This is a genomic window from Clostridium sp. CF012 (genome assembly GCF_018861755.1).
In the GTDB taxonomy this organism is placed as follows: domain Bacteria; phylum Bacillota; class Clostridia; order Clostridiales; family Clostridiaceae; genus Clostridium_AD.
In genome coordinates, this window is record NZ_JAHLEF010000039.1 from 17,000 (window position 1) to 38,498 (window position 21,499).

Annotated in this window: 20 protein-coding genes and 1 pseudogene; 13 read left to right on the forward strand and 8 right to left on the reverse strand. The window is 32.0% G+C overall.

The genetic code is table 11. From position 1 onward, the window contains the following. Positions 1–96 precede the first annotated feature (96 nt). From KPL50_RS22505 to KPL50_RS22520, 4 genes and pseudogenes are all read right to left on the reverse strand, one after another. A pseudogene (locus KPL50_RS22505) lies at positions 97–348 on the reverse strand (DsrE/DsrF/DrsH-like family protein); the annotation flags it as partial. 240 nt (positions 349–588) lie between these two features. Next, positions 589–1,140, reverse strand: coding sequence for a hypothetical protein (locus tag KPL50_RS22510; protein ID WP_216300776.1), 552 nt, complete (start codon positions 1,138–1,140; stop codon positions 589–591). Between the two features lie 290 nt (positions 1,141–1,430). Next, positions 1,431–2,207, reverse strand: coding sequence for a protein-glutamine gamma-glutamyltransferase (locus KPL50_RS22515; protein WP_216300777.1), 777 nt, complete (start codon positions 2,205–2,207; stop codon positions 1,431–1,433). Positions 2,208–2,239: 32 nt separating this feature from the next. Beyond that, positions 2,240–3,010 carry a hypothetical protein gene (locus KPL50_RS22520; RefSeq protein WP_216300778.1) on the reverse strand — a complete coding sequence of 257 codons (771 nt, stop codon included), beginning with the start codon at positions 3,008–3,010 and terminating at the stop codon, positions 2,240–2,242. Between the two features lie 271 nt (positions 3,011–3,281). Here KPL50_RS22520 and KPL50_RS22525 point away from each other — a divergent pair, with 271 nt between their 5' ends. The 9 genes from KPL50_RS22525 (at position 3,282) to KPL50_RS22565 (ending at position 13,153) form a co-directional block, all read left to right on the forward strand. After that, positions 3,282–3,728: a MarR family winged helix-turn-helix transcriptional regulator gene (locus KPL50_RS22525; RefSeq protein WP_216300779.1), complete on the forward strand. Its 447-nt coding sequence runs from the start codon at positions 3,282–3,284 to the stop codon at positions 3,726–3,728. 121 nt (positions 3,729–3,849) lie between these two features. Continuing rightward, the gene (locus tag KPL50_RS22530) at positions 3,850–4,647 is read left to right on the forward strand and encodes a nitroreductase family protein (protein WP_216300780.1); all 798 of its coding nucleotides are present in this window, start codon (positions 3,850–3,852) and stop codon (positions 4,645–4,647) included. A gap of 252 nt (positions 4,648–4,899) precedes the next feature. Next, positions 4,900–6,624, forward strand: coding sequence for an ABC transporter ATP-binding protein (locus KPL50_RS22535; RefSeq protein WP_375372958.1), 1,725 nt, complete (start codon positions 4,900–4,902; stop codon positions 6,622–6,624). Beyond that, positions 6,625–8,475 (forward strand): ABC transporter ATP-binding protein, encoded by a 1,851-nt coding sequence (locus tag KPL50_RS22540; RefSeq protein ID WP_216300781.1) that lies wholly within the window; start codon positions 6,625–6,627, stop codon positions 8,473–8,475. A 359-nt stretch (positions 8,476–8,834) separates the two neighbouring features. Then, positions 8,835–10,139: an MATE family efflux transporter gene (locus tag KPL50_RS22545; protein ID WP_216300782.1), complete on the forward strand. Its 1,305-nt coding sequence runs from the start codon at positions 8,835–8,837 to the stop codon at positions 10,137–10,139. 40 nt (positions 10,140–10,179) lie between these two features. Continuing rightward, positions 10,180–11,001 (forward strand): MerR family transcriptional regulator, encoded by an 822-nt coding sequence (locus KPL50_RS22550; RefSeq protein ID WP_216300783.1) that lies wholly within the window; start codon positions 10,180–10,182, stop codon positions 10,999–11,001. A gap of 100 nt (positions 11,002–11,101) precedes the next feature. Beyond that, positions 11,102–11,986 (forward strand): VOC family protein, encoded by an 885-nt coding sequence (locus KPL50_RS22555; protein ID WP_216300806.1) that lies wholly within the window; start codon positions 11,102–11,104, stop codon positions 11,984–11,986. Positions 11,987–12,204: 218 nt separating this feature from the next. Next, complete coding sequence (locus KPL50_RS22560) at positions 12,205–12,507, forward strand: autorepressor SdpR family transcription factor (RefSeq protein ID WP_290443285.1); 303 nt, start codon at positions 12,205–12,207, stop codon at positions 12,505–12,507. Beyond that, the gene (locus tag KPL50_RS22565) at positions 12,491–13,153 is read left to right on the forward strand and encodes an SdpI family protein (protein WP_216300784.1); all 663 of its coding nucleotides are present in this window, start codon (positions 12,491–12,493) and stop codon (positions 13,151–13,153) included. The genes KPL50_RS22560 and KPL50_RS22565 overlap by 17 nt, the downstream gene beginning before the upstream one ends. A gap of 94 nt (positions 13,154–13,247) precedes the next feature. Here KPL50_RS22565 and KPL50_RS22570 read toward each other — a convergent pair whose 3' ends face one another. Both KPL50_RS22570 and KPL50_RS22575 read right to left on the reverse strand, forming a co-directional pair. After that, positions 13,248–14,588: an MATE family efflux transporter gene (locus KPL50_RS22570; protein WP_216300785.1), complete on the reverse strand. Its 1,341-nt coding sequence runs from the start codon at positions 14,586–14,588 to the stop codon at positions 13,248–13,250. A 191-nt stretch (positions 14,589–14,779) separates the two neighbouring features. Then, positions 14,780–15,265: a MarR family transcriptional regulator gene (locus tag KPL50_RS22575; RefSeq protein ID WP_216300786.1), complete on the reverse strand. Its 486-nt coding sequence runs from the start codon at positions 15,263–15,265 to the stop codon at positions 14,780–14,782. A gap of 363 nt (positions 15,266–15,628) precedes the next feature. Here KPL50_RS22575 and KPL50_RS22580 point away from each other — a divergent pair, with 363 nt between their 5' ends. Then, a complete protein-coding gene (locus tag KPL50_RS22580; protein WP_216300787.1) occupies positions 15,629–17,230 on the forward strand; it encodes an ice-binding family protein in 1,602 nt (533 codons plus the stop codon). A gap of 90 nt (positions 17,231–17,320) precedes the next feature. Here KPL50_RS22580 and KPL50_RS22585 read toward each other — a convergent pair whose 3' ends face one another. Next, positions 17,321–17,863: a GNAT family N-acetyltransferase gene (locus KPL50_RS22585; protein ID WP_216300788.1), complete on the reverse strand. Its 543-nt coding sequence runs from the start codon at positions 17,861–17,863 to the stop codon at positions 17,321–17,323. Between the two features lie 315 nt (positions 17,864–18,178). Between KPL50_RS22585 and KPL50_RS22590 the strand changes: the two genes are divergently transcribed. The 3 genes from KPL50_RS22590 (at position 18,179) to KPL50_RS22600 (ending at position 21,041) form a co-directional block, all read left to right on the forward strand. Beyond that, a complete protein-coding gene (locus tag KPL50_RS22590) occupies positions 18,179–18,721 on the forward strand; it encodes a GNAT family N-acetyltransferase (protein ID WP_253200766.1) in 543 nt (180 codons plus the stop codon). A gap of 150 nt (positions 18,722–18,871) precedes the next feature. After that, the gene (locus KPL50_RS22595; RefSeq protein WP_216300789.1) at positions 18,872–19,747 is read left to right on the forward strand and encodes an AraC family transcriptional regulator; all 876 of its coding nucleotides are present in this window, start codon (positions 18,872–18,874) and stop codon (positions 19,745–19,747) included. A gap of 412 nt (positions 19,748–20,159) precedes the next feature. Then, on the forward strand, positions 20,160–21,041 hold the full coding sequence (locus KPL50_RS22600; RefSeq protein WP_216300790.1) for a M23 family metallopeptidase: 882 nt from the start codon (positions 20,160–20,162) through the stop codon (positions 21,039–21,041). Positions 21,042–21,206: 165 nt separating this feature from the next. Here KPL50_RS22600 and KPL50_RS22605 read toward each other — a convergent pair whose 3' ends face one another. Next, positions 21,207–21,371, reverse strand: coding sequence for a hypothetical protein (locus tag KPL50_RS22605; RefSeq protein WP_216300791.1), 165 nt, complete (start codon positions 21,369–21,371; stop codon positions 21,207–21,209). Positions 21,372–21,499: the final 128 nt, after the last annotated feature.

The window sequence follows — 21,499 nt, forward strand, 5'->3', positions numbered from 1 at the left end:
TTATATCGGGACTATTTATATATATTTATCATTTAAAGTAACTTCTATATTTTAGTTTTTCACAATTTTGTAAAACCATTTTTTTGCAACCTCATAACCACTAAAATTTATATTGGAAAGGGGTAATTCATCTGGACCTTTTGGAGTCATCGTTCCCATAAGTTTCTCAAGTGAAGACTTGCCTTCGCTTATGGTTACATGGGGGTCTCTCAATAGAAGTAAACCCCAAAAGGCAAAAAACACAGATACTTCCATTCCTAATTCTTTAGCTGAATTTGCCAGTATTAATCCGGCTAAAGCTTTGTCATACTCCCCACTAAACATTATAAGGCTTAGCTTTTTATCCATTATTTACAACACCTCATTTTAATTCAGTGTGTGTATATATTTATTTTTTATTCTTATTCATTGTAATTTTAATAAGTAGAAGGTTACGAGTCAATTTTTTATGTTAACTAAAGGTAGTGCCAGAATAGCATTATAAAAGTAGCCAATATCTTGAGGAGAATGGCTACTTTTATAATGCTTAATTCATTCCTACGCCATAGGATGACTGGGTTTATTTCATCATATTAGCAGCAGTTAATCCTAATATCCATGATGGGATCCATGATGGGATCCATGATCGAACATTCTTCTCCGTCTTCTTCTTCTTCCAAGTAAATCTCTGATAAACAGTACTCTAGTTAAATCCTCAATTGGACCTCTCCTGCCTAGTCCGAGTATTTGTCTCATATCATTATTATCATTTCGATCATCGTCATCTTTATGCTTCTCTTCGTACTTGTCACATATTTCTTTACACATATGATCCATTTCTTCCTTACTAGGGCAATACATTGTGCCATGTATGGACTCCAGCATATCACAATGATGCTTTACCATGGGATGTATCCTCATATAAATCTTAGGATACATGCTTTTTAAATCTTTATCATCTTCATCATATTCATCATCTTCATCATACATAGGCATATTCATCATAGGCATATACATCATAGGCATACATATCATAGGCATACACATCATAGGCATATTCGGCATAGGCATATTCGTCATAGGCATATCCTTCATGGGCATATCCTTCATAGGCATATTCTGTCCAAGATTTTCAAAATCTTTACTACGGTAGTCGTACATAAGTACCTCCAAAATAATCTTTACCCTTTATACTATTCTGTTTTTATTGTTTTGTTACCATGGATGTTGTTCATTTTTAACCTGCCATCCTAGGCAACACAGAAGTCCAACACACCCTGTTTTAAGGGAAGTAGTTAAGGGATTGCTGTAAAGGCGGTGCCTTCTTCTTCCAAGTAAATCTCTGATTTAATATTTTAGAAATTTTAATAGTTTCCTACTTAGAATATCTAGTTTTATTCTCACTAATTTTAATAAGAAATTTAATTGTACCTTTAAATCCAATTGGAATTTTAATTGGTAGATGATGAAGGAAATTTAAGATATATATCAGCTAAATTTTTAAAATCTAGGCGTGCAGCTGAATCAAGTAAATAAGCGGATGATTTTGCTCCCGCTATTCTAAATTTATTTAATTCACTAATTATTTCCTCAGCATTTCCTATTCCTATACCATGCCCAAAATAAATTCCATTGCTTAGGTCTATAACATTTTCTCCTTGCCATTCAGGTTTTACTGGGTTTACATCAGGGTTATCAAAGTATCTTCTATCCCCTGGTAAATAATCACTTCGTTTTTCTAAATAACCTGCATCCTCCAGCAAATCATCTATATAATGCCAATTCATTAATTGTATTTTAGGAAATAACTCATTGAAATTTTTTTCGGGAAATATATTAAGCAATGCTTGATAATAAATAATAATCATTGCGGTAGCGCATTCAGTACCATATTTTGAACTATTTATAGAAATATCATTTATAGCTGCACTGGGAGTTATTCCTTTTTTTAATATAAATCCACCTTCATCAGTACGATCCCAATAATCAAGATTACAGATTGATTTACGAAAGGTTTTAAAGGACATATCGCTTTCATTGAGTTTTTGGGCAGCAATAACAATATTATTTCGTAATTTCAACTCAAACTGCAATTGTTTTAATGAATCATACTCATATTGCTCTTTGCTTAAACTCATCTTAGTAATGATATCTAGCTCAATATCATTTGGTTTATATTTATTTATAAAAGTATCGACGTTAAGTGTATTGTTAGAAATTATGATCATTTGCAAGCCTCCTTAATTAGTTATAACAATTATCAATTGTTAGGTTCCGAGCCTAACCTAGCTTCAGCGATGCTTATTTGCTTAGTCATGGATTGGTTAATCCATGATTTCCATAAATATATATTTTCATAATGCATTGCACGTGAGAAGCTTGATAGAAGCAGCTTGTTACTTTCATCTAAGTCGTTAAAATAATATAGTAAGCTGTTTTCTTTTACAGTGTTTGGTATGAAGGTTTTTGAAGTATAAAGTGATACCTGTTTGCATAGATATTTGGCATCTAAAGCTACAATATAGGGTATAGGCTTACTGGTTCTCTGAAAGCTTTCCCCCGTAAAATATAAAAAGGGATAATTCTCTTCAAGCCAATAATAAAAGGCTATATATTGCTTTTCACTACTTTTTCCCATAGTCATATCTATGGAAGGTACAAAATCTAGAAGCTTGCATGCTAACCTAACATCATTTACATCTTCTGAAATTAAATAATTAGCGATTAACATCAAGCTATGTGGATCTCTTGCTTGAAAAAAAGCCCAGATCAAATCATGAGTAAAAAGACCTTTTCTGTTTCTAAAAAAAATTATGTCTACTATAAGAGGTAAAATTTCTTTATCCTTGTGAATCTTTATTAAAAGTAGGGCAACAACATCTAAAAATTCATCATGTTCATTGCTTAACCCATGCTCAGGGATACCTCTTTCAAACATACCTTTCAAAGTAGGATATCCTAGCTCCATATGTTTAGAATATAAATATTGAATCTTTGAAAAATTTGAGCTATAGATATTATCTAAATACATATAATCCCTCCTTCATTTTTTATTCTATATTTTAATATAAATAAAAAAACCATATTATATAATATTGTAAATGTAGCCATAATGTTAAAGATATTGTATTGAAAAAAGCAAAAGATAAAAGCAATTTAGAAGGAGGTCAGCTATATAAAGACTTCATGGATATAATGAAAATGGTAAATCTATAAATTCTTTTAATTAACATATACTTGACATAAATTCAACTTGACTATAGTATATGTATATACATATATATTGTACTGGAGTTGAATTTATGTGCTGCTTAATTTCGTCTACTAATAAAAATACCAAGAGTTGTGCTTGTGGTAACCTAAGAAAAACAACCCGTGCAATTACTCAATTTTATGACAAAATGCTTAAACCAACTGGACTTAAGAGTACTCAATGTTTGTTATTGCTGGATATTTCACTGAATGAAAATATTTCTGTTTCGAGTCTTGGTAACATCTTACTCATGGATCAAAGTACTGTAACAAGAAATGTTAAGTTACTTATAAAGAGTGGTTATATTGATATTAAGAAAGAAGAGCAGGACTCTAGGAAAAAGTGCATAACTATAACTAATAAAGGATTAAAGACTCTTGAAGTGGCTATACCTCTATTAAAGAAAGCACAAAATAAGATTGAAGATGGTATTGGCAAAGAAAGAATTGAGGAGTTATTAAACACATTAAAGGATATTGAAAAATTAGTAGAGTAAATTTTTTTAGCATAATGTATGTATATACATATGAAATATAGCAAACTGGATAACTAATAATTATGATAGTCTATTTTAGGCTATACAGCTAAAACTTAATTTTAACAAGGGGATGAAAAGAATGGATCTTATAACTGTAAATGAAGAAAAATGTATTAAATGTGAGCAATGCATTAAGGAATGTCCAGCATATGTTCTAAAGATGGGAGAAAAGGGACCAGAGGAAGTAGCAAATACCACTTGTATTGCCTGTGGACACTGCGTTGCTATATGCCCCACTGATGCTATAGATAATAAAAAAACACCATTAGAAAAGCAAGTTGATGGAAAGGATTTTCCTAAACTAAGTGCAGAGCAGGCGGAGCATTTTATAAGGGCACGTCGTTCTATAAGAAATTATAAGGATAAATCTGTATCAAGAGAAAAATTAACAAAATTAGTTGATATTGCAAGGCTAGCGCCTACTGGAAGTAATAGTCAAGGTATATCATTTGTGGTAGTTGAGGATAAGAAATTAGTTGAAAAAGCTGCTGAACTTACTATTGTGATGATAGAGAATTCTCCACTAAAGGATGCATTAAAAGGATTAATCAGTATCTATAGGGAAGGCGGAGTTGATTCAATTTTGCGTGGTGCTCCAAACTTAATTATAACTACTGCGGACAAAGACTTTTCAAATGGTAGGGCTAACTCTATTTCTTGTTTGACTTATTTAGAATTATTTGCTCCATCACTAGGACTTGGAACTTGTTGGGCTGGATTTTTTGAGTATTGTGCATCCATTAAGGGTTCTCCACTGCTTAAATTATTTAATATTCCAGAAGGAAAAATCATAACGGCTGCTGTTATGGTTGGATATCCTAAGTATAGCTATAAGAAACTAGTTGATAGAAATCCATTAGAGGTAACTTATATCTAATATAAAAATATAAAGACAAAAGTCCCTAATGAATGTGTTATTTCATTAGGGGCTTTTTTTCTTCTTATAAGTATTTTTTTATGATTTTCTTCTAGAAGCATATAAACAAATTTATATTAATTTAGCAAAGCTATTGTGATAAAATGAGTTTAAGAAGAATTTAAAATAAAAAATTATCAAACAAATAAATGCGATTAAGAATAGCAACTTGCCACTTGCCACGTGGGTGGCACCATTTGGGGGGAATCAACTTTGGGGTATTTTAAAGTATATGCTCGTAAGTATAGTATGGGATTTTGTACGGCAGTGTTTTTTGTAACACTAGAAGCATTTTGTGATTTGATGCAACCAACAATAATGTCTAAAATTGTGGATGTTGGAGTTGCGAATAAAGATTTAAATTATGTAATCAGAATGGGGATTATTATGCTGGTTATCGCTGGATTTGGAGCAATAGCTGCATCTATTCGTAATGTTGTTGCAAGCAATGTTTCACAAAAATTTGGCACCGAAATGAGATCTGATTTGTTTAAGAAAATTCAAGGGTTTTCTTTTGAAAATGCTGATAAATTTGAAGGAGCTACTCTAGTGACAAGGCTTACAAATGATGTGACACAGGTTCAAAATTTCCTTAATGGACTTATGAGGATATTAGTTAAAGCACCTATTGTAGGTATTGGAAGTATTATAATGGCTGTGAGACTAAACTTACGGCTATCTATGATTTTGGTTGCAATTGTACCAGTTGTAGCTATTCTTATATTTGGTAATATGAAACTTGGATATCCTTATTTTATTAAAGTACAGAAATCACTTGATAGTGTAAATAGAGTAATGCGAGAGTATTTATCAGGAGTAAGGGTAGTTAAAGCTTTTAATAGATTTGATTATGAAATAGATAGGTTCCAAAAGAAGAATGTACAACTTACACAGTCTTCTACAGCAGCTCTGAAAGTAACAGCTGTTTTTACCCCAATGATTGGACTCGTAGTAAATATTGGAATAGTACTCGTGATTTGGATAGGTGGCATAAATGTAAACAAAGGTAATATGCAGGTGGGACAAATAATTGCATTTACAAGTTATATGACACAAATATTATTTTCACTTATGATGGTAACTAATGTTTTTACAATGTTTGTACGCGCTAAAGCATCTTCGCAGCGTATTAGTGAAGTATTTTCTGAAGTGGATAGCATGATTAACGGAAAGGAAATTATGGAAGATTCTAAGTGCAGAGGAAGAGTTGACTTTGAACATGTATTTTTTTCATATAATAAAGATAAGGAACCCATATTAAAGGATATATCATTTACTTGCCAACCGGGAGAAACTGTTGGAATAATAGGATCAACAGGCTCCGGTAAAAGTACTCTTGTGAATTTAATTCCAAGATTTTATGATACTTTAAGTGGAGAAATAAAAATTAATGGTGTGAATATTAAAAAATTAGATAAGAAGTCATTAAGGGAGAAGATTGCAGTAGTACCACAAAAAGCTCTGCTGTTTTCAGGTACAATACTGGGCAATATAAAATGGGGAAGTGAGAAGGCAAGTTTTGAAGAAATTCAAGCGGCGTCTATAGTGGCTGAGGCACATGAATTTATTGATAAACTTCCAGAAGGATATAATGCAAAAATTGGACAGGGGGGTGTCAATTTTTCTGGGGGCCAAAAGCAACGTATATCTATAGCAAGAGCATTGATAAAAAAGGCTGAAATTCTAATACTTGACGATGCAACCAGCGCTGTGGATACAGATACAGAGGTGAGAATAAGGAATGGTTTAAAAGAATATGCTAAGGATTTAACCTGCATTTTAATAGCACATAGAATAACCTCTGTAATGGGAGCTGATAAAATAATAGTTTTAGATAACGGGGAAATTAAGGGTATTGGAAGCCACGCACAGCTTTTAAAGAGCTGTGATATCTATAATGATATCTTCCTTTCTCAAATTGGAAAGGAGATGCTGTAGATGCAAGATAACAAATATAAAGATAAAAATAATAGTGTTAATATGCCATTTACAGCTGGTGGCTTTGGAAAAAGAAATATGGCACCAGTAGTAAAACCTAAAAAATTCTTAAAGACGGTTAGAAGACTGTGGAGCTATTTTGGAGCTGAAAGAAAAACATTAATAATAATATTTATATTTATAATAATTGATTCTGCCATAGTACTTATGGGGCCCTATCTAATAGGACGCGCAGTGAATGCAATGCATTCCCAAAATGGAAAGGTAGATTTTAATCTTTTGAGTATAATTGTAATTGCACTATTAATATCCTATTTAGCAGATGCAGCTATAAATCTATTTCAAGGGTTTGCCATGGCAAGTTCCAGTCAAAGAATAGTTAAGACTATGAGAAATAATTTATTTTTAAAGCTCCAAAATCTTCCAATGGTTTTTTTCGATACAAACAGTCATGGAGATATTATGAGTAGATTGTCAAATGATATTGACAATGTTAGTTCTACTATTTCTCAATCTGTTATCCAGCTCATGGCAGGAGCTATAACTATAGTAGGGTCTTTTATTATGATGATAATTTTAAGCCCTATATTAACTGTGGCAAGTTTAATTACAGTACCACTGGTATTTTTGTTAACTGGCTCCATTGCAAGAAAGACAGGTAAGCTTTTTAAAGCTCAGCAGATGGAACTTGGTAAGCTTAATGGACATATTGAAGAAACTATCTCTGGAAATTATATAATAAAAGCTTTTAATCATGAAGCTAAAACAATGAGTGAATTTGATGAAATAAATGAAAGATTATGCACGGTGGGACTCAAAGCTCAAATATATTCTGGGTTTTTAATGCCCATTATGAATGTTATAAATAACATTGGGTTTGCAGCAGTAGCTGGAGTAGGTGGAATTCTAGCAGTAGAAAATATGATTACAGTAGGTGTAATTGCCAGCTTTTTAAGTTATTCAAGGCAATTCGTACGCCCACTTAATAGCTTGGCAAATATATTTAATACACTGCAATCCGCTGTAGCAGGAGCTGAAAGAGTATTTGAAATACTTGACGCGGAGGAAGAAACAGAAGATGTAAAAGAGCCAAAAGAAATTGTTGAATCCATAGGACATGTTCAATTTAATAATGTGTATTTTGGATATAAAGAAGACACAAACATTCTTAAAGATATTAATTTTGAAGTCCAGAGTGGTGAAAGTATAGCCCTTGTAGGACCAACAGGAGCAGGGAAGACTACAATTGTAAATTTACTTACAAGATTTTATGATGTTACAAGTGGAATAATATATATTGATGGGGTTGACATAAGGGAATATACAAGAGACAGCCTTAGAAGGTGTTTTGGCATAGTTCTTCAAGATACCTATCTCTTTACAGGAACTATAAAAGAAAATATAAAATATGGAAACCTAGATGCAACAGATATAGAAATACAAAATGCAGCTAAAATGGCGAATGCACATGAATTTATTAAAAGGCTTCCTAAGGGTTACGAAACACTACTTTCTGAGAGTGGAAGTAATCTCAGTCAAGGACAAAGACAGCTTTTGGCCATTGCCCGGGCAATTTTAACAAATCCATGTATATTGATATTGGATGAGGCTACCAGCAGTGTTGATACTAGAACTGAACTTAGAATACAGGAAGCAATGCTTAAATTAATGCATGGAAGAACTAGCTTTATTATAGCTCACAGGCTAAGCACTATAAGAGATGCAAATAAAATAATGGTTATAGATGAGGGACAAATTATAGAGATGGGAAATCACGCGGAGCTTATAAATAAAAAAGGGAAATACTATAATATGTATTTTAACCAATATAATAATAGTGACGAGGAATAGGGTTACAGGCACGCCAACATTGTTAAAAATAAAATACCAGCAAATCTTATTAATAAATAATAATGATTTACTGGTATTTTATATATTTATATGTTACCAAATTAAAACTCCTTTTTTAGCTGCAAATAACCATTGGACTATCCTCCGCTATCTAAAATTACTTCTTTTTTATATAATACATCGAAATTGTAGAAATGTCAATATTAATTATTAGTGAATATAAAATATAGTTAGTTAATAATTCTAAATATTTTGATAATTTAATTGTTGAGTGCATATAAATAAAAGAATTTGACTCTATAGTAACAACATAGTTTATAATAGAAAAGTGTGAAAATAATAGAAAAAGGTGGATATGTATGACAAAACAATTTTTTAAATACGCGGTTCCATCAGCACTTGCTATGTTTATTTCTTCTTTATATACAGTTATTGATGGAATATTCGTAGGACAAGGTGTTGGGGATTCAGCATTAGCGGCAGTTAACATAGTGTTACCATTTACAGTTTTATTATTTGGACTCGCTTCTATGTTTGCAATAGGTGGTGGAGCTCTAGTCTCTAAAAATTTTGGAGCAAATAATACTGAAAAGGCAGTAAATATATTTAGACAAGTATTTAAATTTCTACTAATAATTAGTATTGGAATAAGTATAATTGGTGCTGTATTTACACCGCAAATAGCAAATTTACTGGGAGCAACAGAGAAATTGCAGCCTTTATCAGTAGAATATTTAAGGTTTTATGCATTATTTTGTATTCCTAATTTAATGGGAATAGTCCTTTGCAGCTTTGTTAGAAATGATGGAAGACCAAAGCTTGCAATGGTAGCCACAATGAGTGGTGCAGTAACCAATGTAATATTAGATTATATATTTATATTTCAATTTGGTTTTGGAATAAAAGGAGCGGCTATAGCTACAGGACTTGGTCAAATAGTTACAGTATCTATGTTATTGCCTCATTTCTTAAAAGGAGAAGGCCTCTTAACTTTTGGAAATGTAAGGCTCGATAAGGAACTTATTAAAGAATTTTTACTTATAGGTTTCCCATCATTCTTTGCACAAGGAAGTTATTCAATAATTGTGTTGTTACATAATATGGCTTTAGCGAAATATGTAGGGGATGTAGGGATTTCTGCATATAGCATAATAAATTATTTAACTACAAATATATATATGGTTCTTTATGGGATAACACTAGGAGTACAACCACTTTTAAGTTATAACTATGGAAGAAAAGATGGAGGTAAATTGATAGGATTCTTCAAAATAACCTGCATATCATCACTTTTAATAAGTGGAGCTTTTGTTATAGTAAGCTTTGTCTTTGGACAGAATCTTATAGGGATATTTACATCAGATCCCTACATAGCGCAATTAGCATACAATGCCCTTCAAATAGCAAGTTTTAGTTATTTTGTAGTAGGAATAAATCTAAATACTCTTGTGTATTATCAAGCTATAGAAAAACCAAAGTATTCAAATATAAGTTGCATATGTAGATCGGTTATTTTCTTGCCAATATGCTTAATTTTATTTGGAAGCATGTTTGGAATAAATGGAATATGGGTAAGTGCAATAGTATCTGAAAGTTTAACATTTATAACTATAAAATTAATTGCCAACATAAAAACTTCAACACAAACGGTTTTAGCTGAATAGGATTTAGGCACTTAAGCAAGAATACAAATGAGGTGAGGATATGTGGACGAATTTTTCAATAGGAGAAATGTCAAAGTTACAAAATATATCAGTTCAAGCATTGAGATATTATGATAAAATTGGACTACTAAAGCCTTCATATATAAACGAAAAGAGCAGCTATAGATATTATTCTGCAAAACATTTTGTAATACTTGATTTAATAAAACAGTGTAAGGCTATGGGTTTATCCTTAGATGAAATAAAGGAATTAATAGAAAATTATACTTCATTCGACTCTATACTTAATATAATTAGTAAGCAAAAGGAAATGGTAGATTCTAAAATAAAAGAATTAAACATAATGAAAAATAACATTAATTTTCTTGAGGAGCGTATAAAAAATTCTTTAGAAGAAGGTATTAATGATGTTTTTATTAAATATAACGAGGAAAGAAAATTTATTAAATATAATAATACAAAAAGATATACAGAAGAATTTGAAATAAATTTAAGTGAAATATTAGTAGCTATGGAACAGAAGTATAGTAGTTCAAATAAAGAACTTGCTTTTGCTGTGTCATACCAAGATGTGAAAAAATATGATGAACTAATATATAATAATATGTTAATTAGTGTTTCAGAACGCATTACAGATAATGACAATAATTTAATAACCCTGCCAAAGGGAGAATATATAACATTAAATTTTGATGATGATTATAATGATACAAGCAAGTATTATAAAAGTCTTATTGAGTATATAGATAGAAAGAATATTGAAGTAAGTGGCGATTTTTATGAAGTATATATAATGACTAGAGTTTCGAATGACGGCACGGAAAGATCTTTAGGACAAATTCAAATATTAAAGAAAGAGTAAATGTTTATTCAATGAAATTAATTGGTATAATGTTATTATAAAGTTTGTATTAAAAGCTATGAAGGATTTTGTGAAATTATTATTTAGGAGGGAGAAAAATATGCAAAAAATAGTTCCTCATTTATGGTATGACAAAGAAGCTAAAGAAGCGGTAACGTTCTATATCAGTTTATTTGAAAACTCTAAGATTTTAAATGAGACAGTTATCGGAGATACCCCTTCAGGAAATGCGGAAATTATAAGTTTTGAATTAGCTGAGCAACAATTCGCTGCAATAAGTGCAGGGCCTTATTTCAAATTTAACCCATCGATTTCCCTTATGGTAGCTTGTAACTCTATTGAGGAAGTGAATACTAAATGGAAAGCATTATCAGAAGGTGGGACGGAATTGATGCCACTGGCTGAATATCCATTTAGCAAGTGGTACGGCTGGATACAAGATCGTTATGGCCTGTCCTGGCAATTGATGCTTGTTGATAGTGGGAAAACGGTTCAAAAGATTACACCAAATTTGCTTTTCTCAAATTCTTCATGTGGAAAAACGGAAGAAGCAGTGAAGTATTATGCTGAGGTTTTCGAAAATTCAGAAGTAGGCTTAATAAGTAGATATGGCAAGGATGAAGCGGAGTCATCAAAAGCACAAGTAAATTATGCTGCTTTTAAGCTTTGCGGTCTTGATTTTTCGGCCATGGATAATGGATATGATGTAGGTTTCAATTTCAATGAGGCATTTTCACTCATTATAAATTGCCAGGACCAAGTGGAAATTGATTATTATTGGGATAAGCTTTCTGCTGTTCCTGAGGCAGAGCAATGTGGATGGGTAAAGGACCAATTTGGTGTATCATGGCAGATTGTGCCATCAAATATGGATGAAGTCTTAATGCAGGGCACAGATGATGAAATTAAAAGAGTAACAGAGACTTTTCTAAAAATGAAAAAGTTTGATTTAAATGCTTTGGAGAAAGCACGTTTAGGACGTTAACTTAAACAGTTATTATACGTGAAATACATAGATTACTACAGGTGATAGAGATACTACTAAACCGAAAGGTAAGTAAAACTATGTACAGTAAAAAAAACATCTGAATTTCAGATGTTTTTTTTTATATCCGTTGCTCTTTCTAAGCAAATGGAATATACTGTTATTAGATAGTTAGACAACTATCTAATTATCTAATAACTAAATAAAGGAGGGATTGTATGTCTGCTTTGAATTTGCCATTTAAAGCTTTAGCCGATCCAACTAGGCGGAAAATCATAATGCTTCTTAAGAAAGAATCCCTTACTCCAGGTGAAATAGCAGAGCATTTTGATATGACAAAGCCGAGTATTTCTCATCATTTAAATATGTTAAAACAAGCTGACCTTGTAAGTGATGAAAGAAAAGGGCAGAACATTTATTATTCATTAAATACTACAGTATTCCAAGAGGTTATTGGTTGGTTTTTTGATGCAACTCATTATAATGAAGGAGATGATCTTAATAATGAAAAAGATTCTTAATTTTATAAAGAAGGATTGGTATATTATCTCTATAATTGCCTTAACTTTTATTGTTAGTTTATACTTTTATCCAAGTCTTCCAAACAAGATTCCAAGCCACTGGAATTTTAAAGGACAAATTGATGGTTATTCGGGAAGGTTTTTTGGCGCATTTGGAATTCCTTTAATTAATTTAGCTTCTTATTTTCTATTTATATTTTTACCATATTTAGACCCTAAACAAGCTAATTATGCAAAATTTCCATCTGCATATAAATTAATAAGGTGTTCTTTTCATTTGCTCTTTGCAGGTATTCAGGCTACAGTGTTGCTAATTGCATTTGGATATCATATAAATGTAAGTATGTTCGTAGGCTTAGGTACATCTTTATTATTTGTTGTGATAGGAAACGTCATGGGGAAATTCAAGCATAATTATTTTGTTGGGATAAAAACTCCATGGACGCTTTCAAATGAAGAAGTGTGGGTTAAAACTCACCGAATGGCTGCCCCATTATGGGTAGTTGGAGGTATTATATCTGCAATGTTTGCAATATTTGGAGATGCAACTTCTTCTGCCATAGCTTTAATTGTAATAATATCTGTAATTTCTATTGTTCCAATAATATATTCTTATGTTATATTTAAAAAGCTCAAGGAAATATAAATGACTTATAATTATAGCTTTGTTAGTAGAAATATTAAGGTGTTATTGTGGGATGAATTTATAATGAATGGAATAGGAGTAAATATATCTATTTTTACTCCTTCATAGAAATATCTCTTTGAAGTTGAATCCAGAAATATAATCCTATTATGCAAGTTAGTATTTCTGTTATAGTCATCGACCATATAACTCCATGTAAACCAAAAGTATATTTTCCTAAAATCATAATAGGAATTAATAATAAACCCTGAACTACAGACATAATGGTTGCCTCTTTACCTCTTCCAGCTCCTTGAAATATTGCTATAAAAAGACCAGTAATGCTAGCAAACAAAGCTGAAATAAGCATAGCTATCAAAATGTATATACCAGTGTTTATTACGTAAGTATCTTCGCTAAATAGATGTACTATTGGTTCTCTGAAAATAAATATTATCAATGAAAAGGCCATAGTTAGGATTGCAATATAGGCTGCAGTAATATTTATAATACTCTTCATTCGTTTTATATTCTTAGCTGCATATGCATAAGCAATTAAGGGGATAACTCCAATATATAACCCTTTAGCAGCAAACTGAGCAAGTTGGGCAATTCGCAGAGATATTCCAAATGCAGCAACAGCATAGTCGCCATAGTATGCTGCAAAATTATTTAACAATAAAACGGAAACAATTATAAATGCATCTAATAGAAAAGAGGATATTCCTATCTTAAAAATATCTTTCAACATGATAAGCGTTGTTTTGAATGTTCCTATGGAAACTGTCAAAGTAGAACTTTTACTTTTAAGGTAATAAACATAGTACAATACTGCACATATATTCGCAACAACTGTTCCAATTGCTGCTCCTACAATATTTAAATGACATGTAAAAATTAATATGGGGTCCAAAACAATATTTATGATAACACTTATAAACATACCATTCATGGAGACTTTTGATGCTCCCTCCGCTCGTACTACTTGTCCTAATGCAAAGTTAGAAATTACAAATGGACCTCCTATGATAAGAACCATAATAAAATCTTTGGTGAACGAAACTGTATCACCTTTTGCCCCTAATACTTTTAGAATAGGATGAATTAAAGGTATTGCGAATAACATAAAAATAAATCCAGCTAGTAAACTTAAGAAAAAAGTAACTGATGAAACTTCTTTTGCTTCTTCTAATTTTCTCTCACCAAGTAACCTAGATATATAGGTTCCACCACCTACGCCAAAAATATTTCCAATTGCAGATAATATGATTGTAAAAGGTAACGCTAATACTACAGCTGTCATCATTGTTGTGTTATTTAGCTTTCCAATAAAAAAAGCGTCAGTAACATTATAAATCATAATAACAGACATCCCCAGCATCATGGGCACTGCCATGTGTGCAATTGCTTTTGGTATAGTCGCTTGTTCGAAATAATAATCTCCTGTTTTTTTCATGTAATGATCCTCCTCGTAAATTCTCGAGTAGTGTAATTCACACTTCTCGAAAAAGAATAATTATGTTTCCTTGGCAACATAATTATCCTATCATTTTATTGTTTCTTTGTCAACAATAAAGAGGGGCTGTATCATACGCTGATGTTCCAGCGTATGATACAGCCCCTTTAGGCTATTTTTGATAAGCCCTATTATTCAAAATTATTTTGATTTGTTATATCTACACCTTGCTTCTTTATTTCTGCATCCAAATGCCTACTATACTTTTCCACGAAACTAAGCATGATATCAAATTGTTCTTCGGTTACCTGCTCAAATACGGCTTTATCACGCTCTTGAAAATCTTTGTGCAGTTCCTCATGGACTTCGTTAATTACTTTCCCTTGCGAAGTCAAGCGAAAATAGATTTCTTTCTTGTTATCCGGTTTCTGGTAGCTTTCGATAATGCCTTTTTTTATGAGCTTCTTAGTTAGTTTACTTATGGCACCCCTAGTCATATAAAAGGACTCAGCAAGTTTTGTCACGTTGGAATCCACATTTCTTCCAATGTATCCGATGCAATGTACTTCAGAAGACTTATAACCCTTAAGACTGTCTTCCATCTTAGGCTTATTAAGCGAAACTATCTTGTTTAATAAGTCCCTGAAACCCATCATGACCTGTTCTTCTTTGTTCATGTCCTGTCCTCCCACCCGTTGGTATATTAACAATATTATATCAAATTATTGTTTCTATTTCAACAATGTTAAGTAGTTACTCTAAGAATTGAGCTACATCTGAAAAAATAGAGACAAAGACGTATAACCATTTGGTAAGCTTTTATGAAAATGTATACATTTGTTAAAAAAACCCTTCAAAAATAAGAAATTCTACGTATAACATAATATGAAAGCAATTGAAATGATTAGTATATTTACTTAATAATTTACTTGCAAGCTATTTGTTATAAAGTTTAAAAACCTTTTTCCCATATTGCAAGTATAGAGGTGTGTATGCTTTTAGGTTTTCAAAAATTAAAAACAATTAGGAGGAAAATTATTATGTATATTAAATCATTCAAAAAACTGGCTACATATTTATTAACTATAAGCATGATACTATTTTCATTTAGTTCAGTATTTGCTTCTTCAACAACAGTTCTTACAGCTCCAACAAGCTTTGTTGCCACCGCAGGAGATTCACAAATAAATTTAAATTGGTCAGAGGTTCCAGGAGCTACCTATTATAACGTTTTTGAATCACTAGACGATTTAACATATAATTTAATTAGTGTTCCAGCTACAGTAACTACATCAGCTTATGATGTTACTGGGTTAACAAATGGTAAAATGTACTATTTTAAAATTTCAGCAGCAAACATAGCTACTGAAAGTACTTTTTCAAAGGTAGCACGCGAAACACCCGTGGTTAAGACCGCTCCAGTAAACTTAGGTGCGGCTGGTAAGTATGCAATGTTAGCAAAATCAGGAATCTCCTCTGTACCCCAATCTTTTATCACTGGGGATATAGGGGTTAGCCCAATTACTTCAACGGCAATGACTGGCTTTTCACTAACAGTGGATGCCACAAATCAATTTTCATCTTCTACTCAAGTTAATGGAAAAGCATACGCTCCAGATTATGCCTCACCAACTGCCAGTAATCTTACTACAGCAGTAAGCAACATGCAAACAGCATACATTGATGCCGCTGGAAGACCTTCTAATTATACCGAACTTTATACTGGAGATATTAGTGGCAAAACACTTACAGCTGGTGTTTACAAGTGGGGGACTGGCGTTTTAATAAATGGTGATGTCACTCTTAGTGGTGGAGCAAACGATGTATGGATTTTCCAAATAGCTAAAGGAATTACCCAGGCTGCTGGCGCAAAGATTATCCTAGCAGGTGGAGCACAAGCAAAGAACATTTTCTGGCAGGCTGCAGGCTCAGTTTCAATTGGAGCGGATGCACATTTTGAGGGAATCATATTAGGAAAGACAAATATTGCTGTTGGGACTCATGCATCGATAAATGGCCGACTGCTAGCACAGACTGCGGTCACTTTAATCATGAACACAGTTGTAGCTCCAGCAGAAACAACTGTTGATGTATCAGATGTAGCTAATTTAACAGAATTTAAAGCAGCATTAGCAAATACAGCTATTAAAACGATTAATGTAATTTCAAGCTTTGAAACAACAGAAAAAATTATAGTAAGTCGTCCAGTAACAATCAATGGCGGAAGTAAGATGATTAAGTTCACAGGCGATGTAGCTGGATGGCAAGGAAACTATGTAATAGAGGTATACAATACAAAAGGGGTAAATATTGATGACATCAAATTAATAGGCGGAGATGCAGCGTTGCTGGTAAATGGATCAGACGTAACGCTAACAGGACGTATTGATGTTTCTGGAAACGAATATGGTGGTATTGAAGTATCAAAAGGAACTGTTGCAGATTTACAGAATTCAACATTAACAGTAACAGAAACGGGGACGTTAGTGAATGTTACCGAAGCATATAGTTTGCCAACAATCTGGTTGGCTCGGGGTCAAGGTACAGTAAAAGGGGTAAATGCCCCAGTAACAACAAGTTTAACTATAAAAACATATCAAACACAATATTACTTAGTGGATACTAATGCAGTAGCACTGTAGAAAAATTAAACCTTAACAGGGGATGTGTATAATAAATCCCACGTTAAGGTTTTATTTAATTATTGGCATAAATAATTTCTTTCGTAGTAGCTAAAGCTTCTTACTCATAATTACACTTTTATAATTTGTAACACTCCAGTTTACATCTTCTATATACCTGAAGCCTTTTTTACCATAGTATGTTATTAAATGATTTGCAGTCTCTGCTGTGTCTAGGGAAAGCTCAGTGACACCATGCATTTCTCTTGCACTCTGCTCTACTATAGCAATTAATTTACTTCCTATACCGAGGTTTTGATAATTTGGATTAACTGCAAATTGTCCGAATTTTGCTACAAAACTATTGGAATACCATTTACTATTTTCATGCCACTTTGGTGCATAAAGACAAATTGTCCCTATAATTTTAGATTCATATTCAGCTAAGTAACATCTATATGCCCCCTCAATTCGCTTTCTTGTAGTTTCATCACTTTGATAGGAGGCTACATATTCGAGACCCATGTCCTTTAGCTTTTTATAGGCACTATGAAGAACTGTTGTTAGTTCAGATATTGAATCCTCTTCTTTAATAATCCTAATTACAATTTTATTATTAACCGCTTCTAATGAAGTCTTGAATATATTATCCATTTGTAAACTCCCCTTTTGTAAATTAAACCTCTATATTTAAATTATAGCTTAAAAAAAGGAAATGTTAAAGGAGAGTGCTGTTTAGATATTGTATCAATGGATAGAGATCATGACCTTGAGTGTAATAGGATGTATGCTGAAGAAATTTTGAAAATATACCCACCCCAGTTTTTTTTAGGTGTAGAATGATTATAGATAAAGTCGGGATTTATTATTTATTGAGTTGCGTATATAATGATAACAAAGGGGGGGTGTCTGAATAATCCATAATTCAGTACACATGTAAAATATTTAAAATAATTAGGGGGAAATAAAATGATGAATATACGCTTTGAAGAATTTAAAGATGAAATTGAAACTCTTGTAGAATTTTTAACATCAGATACTTGGGAGTTTTATGGAACACCAAGCCCAAGTCCAGAAAGGATTAGGGCGAGCTATAAAAACCAATATTATACTGGGGATGACTGCAAAACATTTTGGGTTATTTTAGACCAAGATATAAAAGTGGGAATGATAAGGATTCATGATTTACAAGATGGTGACCCGATGTTTGATATAAAGATTTTGAGCAAGTACAAAGGTATGGGAATTGGTACAATTACTGTTAAGTGGCTTGTTGATTATATATTTAATAATTTTTCTGATAAAGAAAGGATAGAAGCTGATACAAGGCAAGATAATTATGCTATGAGATGTGTATTCCATAAGTGTGGTTTTGCTAAAGAAGCACACCATCGAAAAGCATGGGTAGGTAACGATGGAATACCATATGATGCAATTGGTTATGGCATTACAAAAGAAGATTGGCAAAATGGAAAAACTACCCCAGTAAATTGGAATGATTTTAAGTGTTAAGTGTTAAGTCACTTTTTGAATATGCTTACCTTGTGAATGCAGTTACAAATAATCATAAGTTCGTTAATTAAAGATGATAAAGGATATCAAGTATTCATTATTCCTATAATGTATTATTTAATTAGAAAGCAAAAGGGGGGGGACGTATTTTTGAGTTATTATATTAATCTTCAAAAATCAATCAACTATATTGAGAGCAATTTGAAAAACAATCTTAAGTTGGAACAAATATCTAAAGTAGCTGGGTACTCAATTCCGCACTTTTACAGGGTATTCAGTGCAATTGTTGGGTGTCCAGTGAAGGAATATGTGCGCAAAAGAAAGCTTAGTAATGCAATGTTTGATGTAGTAACTAAAAAATGTAATATAACCGAAATAGCTTTTGAATATGGGTTCGAATCTCATGAAGCGTTTACGAGATCGTTTAAAGTGGCTTATGGAGCGCCACCAAGCAGTTTTCGAAAATCTCAAGTAGAACCAAACCTGTATGAAAAAATTAATTTGCTTTCGAAAAATAATGAAGATGGAGTGATAATATTGAAACCACAGATTATTTGTAAAGATGAGAGACTGCTTTTAGGTATAGCTAGAAAAATAAATCAAAGCGAAAACATAAAGTTTGATCTTTTATTAAAAGTAAAAAACGAGTTCATGGAAATGGTAAATACTATTGAAAACAGAGTGAATACTGAATTGTATTATGCCGCATATGATTATAATCCGGAAGATATAAGTAAGGAAGATGATGAGATCAATTACACTTATTTTTATTGTGTTGAAGTATCAGAATATAAAAATATCCCTGATGATATGGTGAAAAAGATTTTACCACAAGGGAAATATGCTGTTTTTAATTATGATACTAAAAATAACACTTTAAATGGTGAAAGATTAAATCAATCAATATATGATTATATTGATGGTAGTTGGCTTCCTAATTCTGGATTTGAACTTGCTGAAACCTCTGACTATGAGGTCTTTAATGAAAATGAAAACTTTATAGATTATTACATTTCTATAAAGTAAGTTTAAACCTCAACTTAAGCAAACTCAATCTCTTTAACGACATTTCAGAAGGAAGTCTCCCACTTCTATAAGTGGGGGTTACATACTATAACAAAAATAAAACTTCAGTGGGAGGATAACAATTGAGAATTGTTATCTACTCCAGAGCCCTTCAAGGGGGTAAATCTCCTTCTGAAGTCGTTAATTGCAGCATCGCAGATGATGATTTAATAAGTTGAAAGTAACACAATAGTGAAATGCTCCCTGTCAATGTGGACAGGGAGCATTTTATAGTAATTGAGTTACTTTCAAAGAAAGCAAAGCATACAGTAGTTGAAGTATTATGGTTTTGAACATCGTTATATAATATATAAGGTGTTTTTATTTTGTAATTATTGTTGCGTTATTGAAATTATAGATTGGGGGCGTTAAATTGAAAACTCAAAAATTTAATAGAATGTTGAATTATATAATGACTAGCGTTTTATTTGCTTTATGGGGGAGTATTTTTCTTATTCATGGAATAGCAGGTGCTGTGGCATGGCCACTAGCAATGTTAGTTTTTGCACCAATTGGTGTTATATTGGTGCTTATTAATCTGATACTGCTTATTATCTGCTTAGTAAAAAAGAAAAGAGTTATTCATAAAGCAATTGCATTGCTATTATCTATTTTTCTTGCATCCCCTATCCTTATATTATTCGATGCTTTACAGCTTGAATATCCTGCCGACATTGATAAAGTAAAGCCTTCAATTACAGTAACATGGCCATTAAAAGAGAAAACAACCGTTGGATGGGGTGGAGATACCATAGAAACTAATTTGCCACATGCTAAATGGGCATCTGAAAGATGGGCATATGATTTGGTTATGGAACCCAAAAATATAGGTAGTAAAAATCTTAGGGACTATGGAATTTACGATAAAGAAGTTATTGCACCAGTTTCAGGAACAATTGTTGCCGCTTATGATAAGGAAAATGATATACTACCCAATACAGAGAAATTTCTATCTATAGAAGGAAATCATGTTTATATAAAGATAGATAAAACGGGGACATTTTTACTGCTGAATCACTTGAAAAAAGATAGTGTCCTTGTGAAAGTTGGAGACCATGTAAATGATGGAGATAGCATTGGAAGTGTTGGAAATTCAGGTTCCACATCTGAACCTCATTTGCATATTCATCATCAACGTCAAGACCCAACAAAAACTATTTATCCAATCTTTGCAGAAGGTTTGCCACTTTATTTTAAAGATACCGATGGCAAACCTATGCCAGTGCAGGGTTCAATTATAACACCTAAGAAATGAATTTTCTTCTGACAAAAAGTTTTACAGGGAAGATTTATTTTTAAAAAATAGACTAAAAGTTTGCAAAGCAACAATAAGGCCATATTCCTTTAAATTATCTTGGAAGGAGTATAGCCTAAGTATGTAGAATGTATTTATACCGTTTAGCTATAGCATATTAAAAAACTATCCCGTATATTTATTTAATTTTTCTAAAATAATTGTATCATAAGTAAGTATTTTGCCCAGCAAAAGTTTTATTGATTCTAAATCATTTGGCATATTTTTCAATTCTTCATTAATAATATTATTTTTTTCCATAATAAGCTTTTCCAATTGTTGATCTTTCATATTGTCACCCCCTTCTATAATAAATTAATTAAATGATGTTTACTTAATACTTTTATATCATTATGTCTTATTAAATTATACTATAAATTAATGTTATAATGATAAAAGAATAGTACAATAGTTGCAGA

What these genes read in the sequence shown, in the direction of transcription:
- KPL50_RS22580 (WP_216300787.1), top strand. Translation starts at nt 15,629, where the DNA reads ATGTATATTAAATCATTCAAAAAACTGGCTACATATTTATTAACTATA.
- KPL50_RS22520 (WP_216300778.1), bottom strand. Translation starts at nt 3,010, where the DNA reads ATGTATTTAGATAATATCTATAGCTCAAATTTTTCAAAGATTCAATAT.
- KPL50_RS22550 (WP_216300783.1), top strand. Translation starts at nt 10,180, where the DNA reads ATGTGGACGAATTTTTCAATAGGAGAAATGTCAAAGTTACAAAATATA.
- KPL50_RS22515 (WP_216300777.1), bottom strand. Translation starts at nt 2,207, where the DNA reads ATGATCATAATTTCTAACAATACACTTAACGTCGATACTTTTATAAAT.
- KPL50_RS22590 (WP_253200766.1), top strand. Translation starts at nt 18,179, where the DNA reads ATGATGAATATACGCTTTGAAGAATTTAAAGATGAAATTGAAACTCTT.
- KPL50_RS22545 (WP_216300782.1), top strand. Translation starts at nt 8,835, where the DNA reads ATGACAAAACAATTTTTTAAATACGCGGTTCCATCAGCACTTGCTATG.
- KPL50_RS22540 (WP_216300781.1), top strand. Translation starts at nt 6,625, where the DNA reads ATGCAAGATAACAAATATAAAGATAAAAATAATAGTGTTAATATGCCA.
- KPL50_RS22530 (WP_216300780.1), top strand. Translation starts at nt 3,850, where the DNA reads ATGGATCTTATAACTGTAAATGAAGAAAAATGTATTAAATGTGAGCAA.
- KPL50_RS22565 (WP_216300784.1), top strand. Translation starts at nt 12,491, where the DNA reads ATGAAAAAGATTCTTAATTTTATAAAGAAGGATTGGTATATTATCTCT.
- KPL50_RS22555 (WP_216300806.1), top strand. Translation starts at nt 11,102, where the DNA reads ATGCAAAAAATAGTTCCTCATTTATGGTATGACAAAGAAGCTAAAGAA.
- KPL50_RS22575 (WP_216300786.1), bottom strand. Translation starts at nt 15,265, where the DNA reads ATGAACAAAGAAGAACAGGTCATGATGGGTTTCAGGGACTTATTAAAC.
- KPL50_RS22560 (WP_290443285.1), top strand. Translation starts at nt 12,205, where the DNA reads ATGTCTGCTTTGAATTTGCCATTTAAAGCTTTAGCCGATCCAACTAGG.
- KPL50_RS22585 (WP_216300788.1), bottom strand. Translation starts at nt 17,863, where the DNA reads ATGGATAATATATTCAAGACTTCATTAGAAGCGGTTAATAATAAAATT.
- KPL50_RS22605 (WP_216300791.1), bottom strand. Translation starts at nt 21,371, where the DNA reads ATGAAAGATCAACAATTGGAAAAGCTTATTATGGAAAAAAATAATATT.
- KPL50_RS22525 (WP_216300779.1), top strand. Translation starts at nt 3,282, where the DNA reads ATGTGCTGCTTAATTTCGTCTACTAATAAAAATACCAAGAGTTGTGCT.
- KPL50_RS22570 (WP_216300785.1), bottom strand. Translation starts at nt 14,588, where the DNA reads ATGAAAAAAACAGGAGATTATTATTTCGAACAAGCGACTATACCAAAA.
- KPL50_RS22510 (WP_216300776.1), bottom strand. Translation starts at nt 1,140, where the DNA reads ATGTACGACTACCGTAGTAAAGATTTTGAAAATCTTGGACAGAATATG.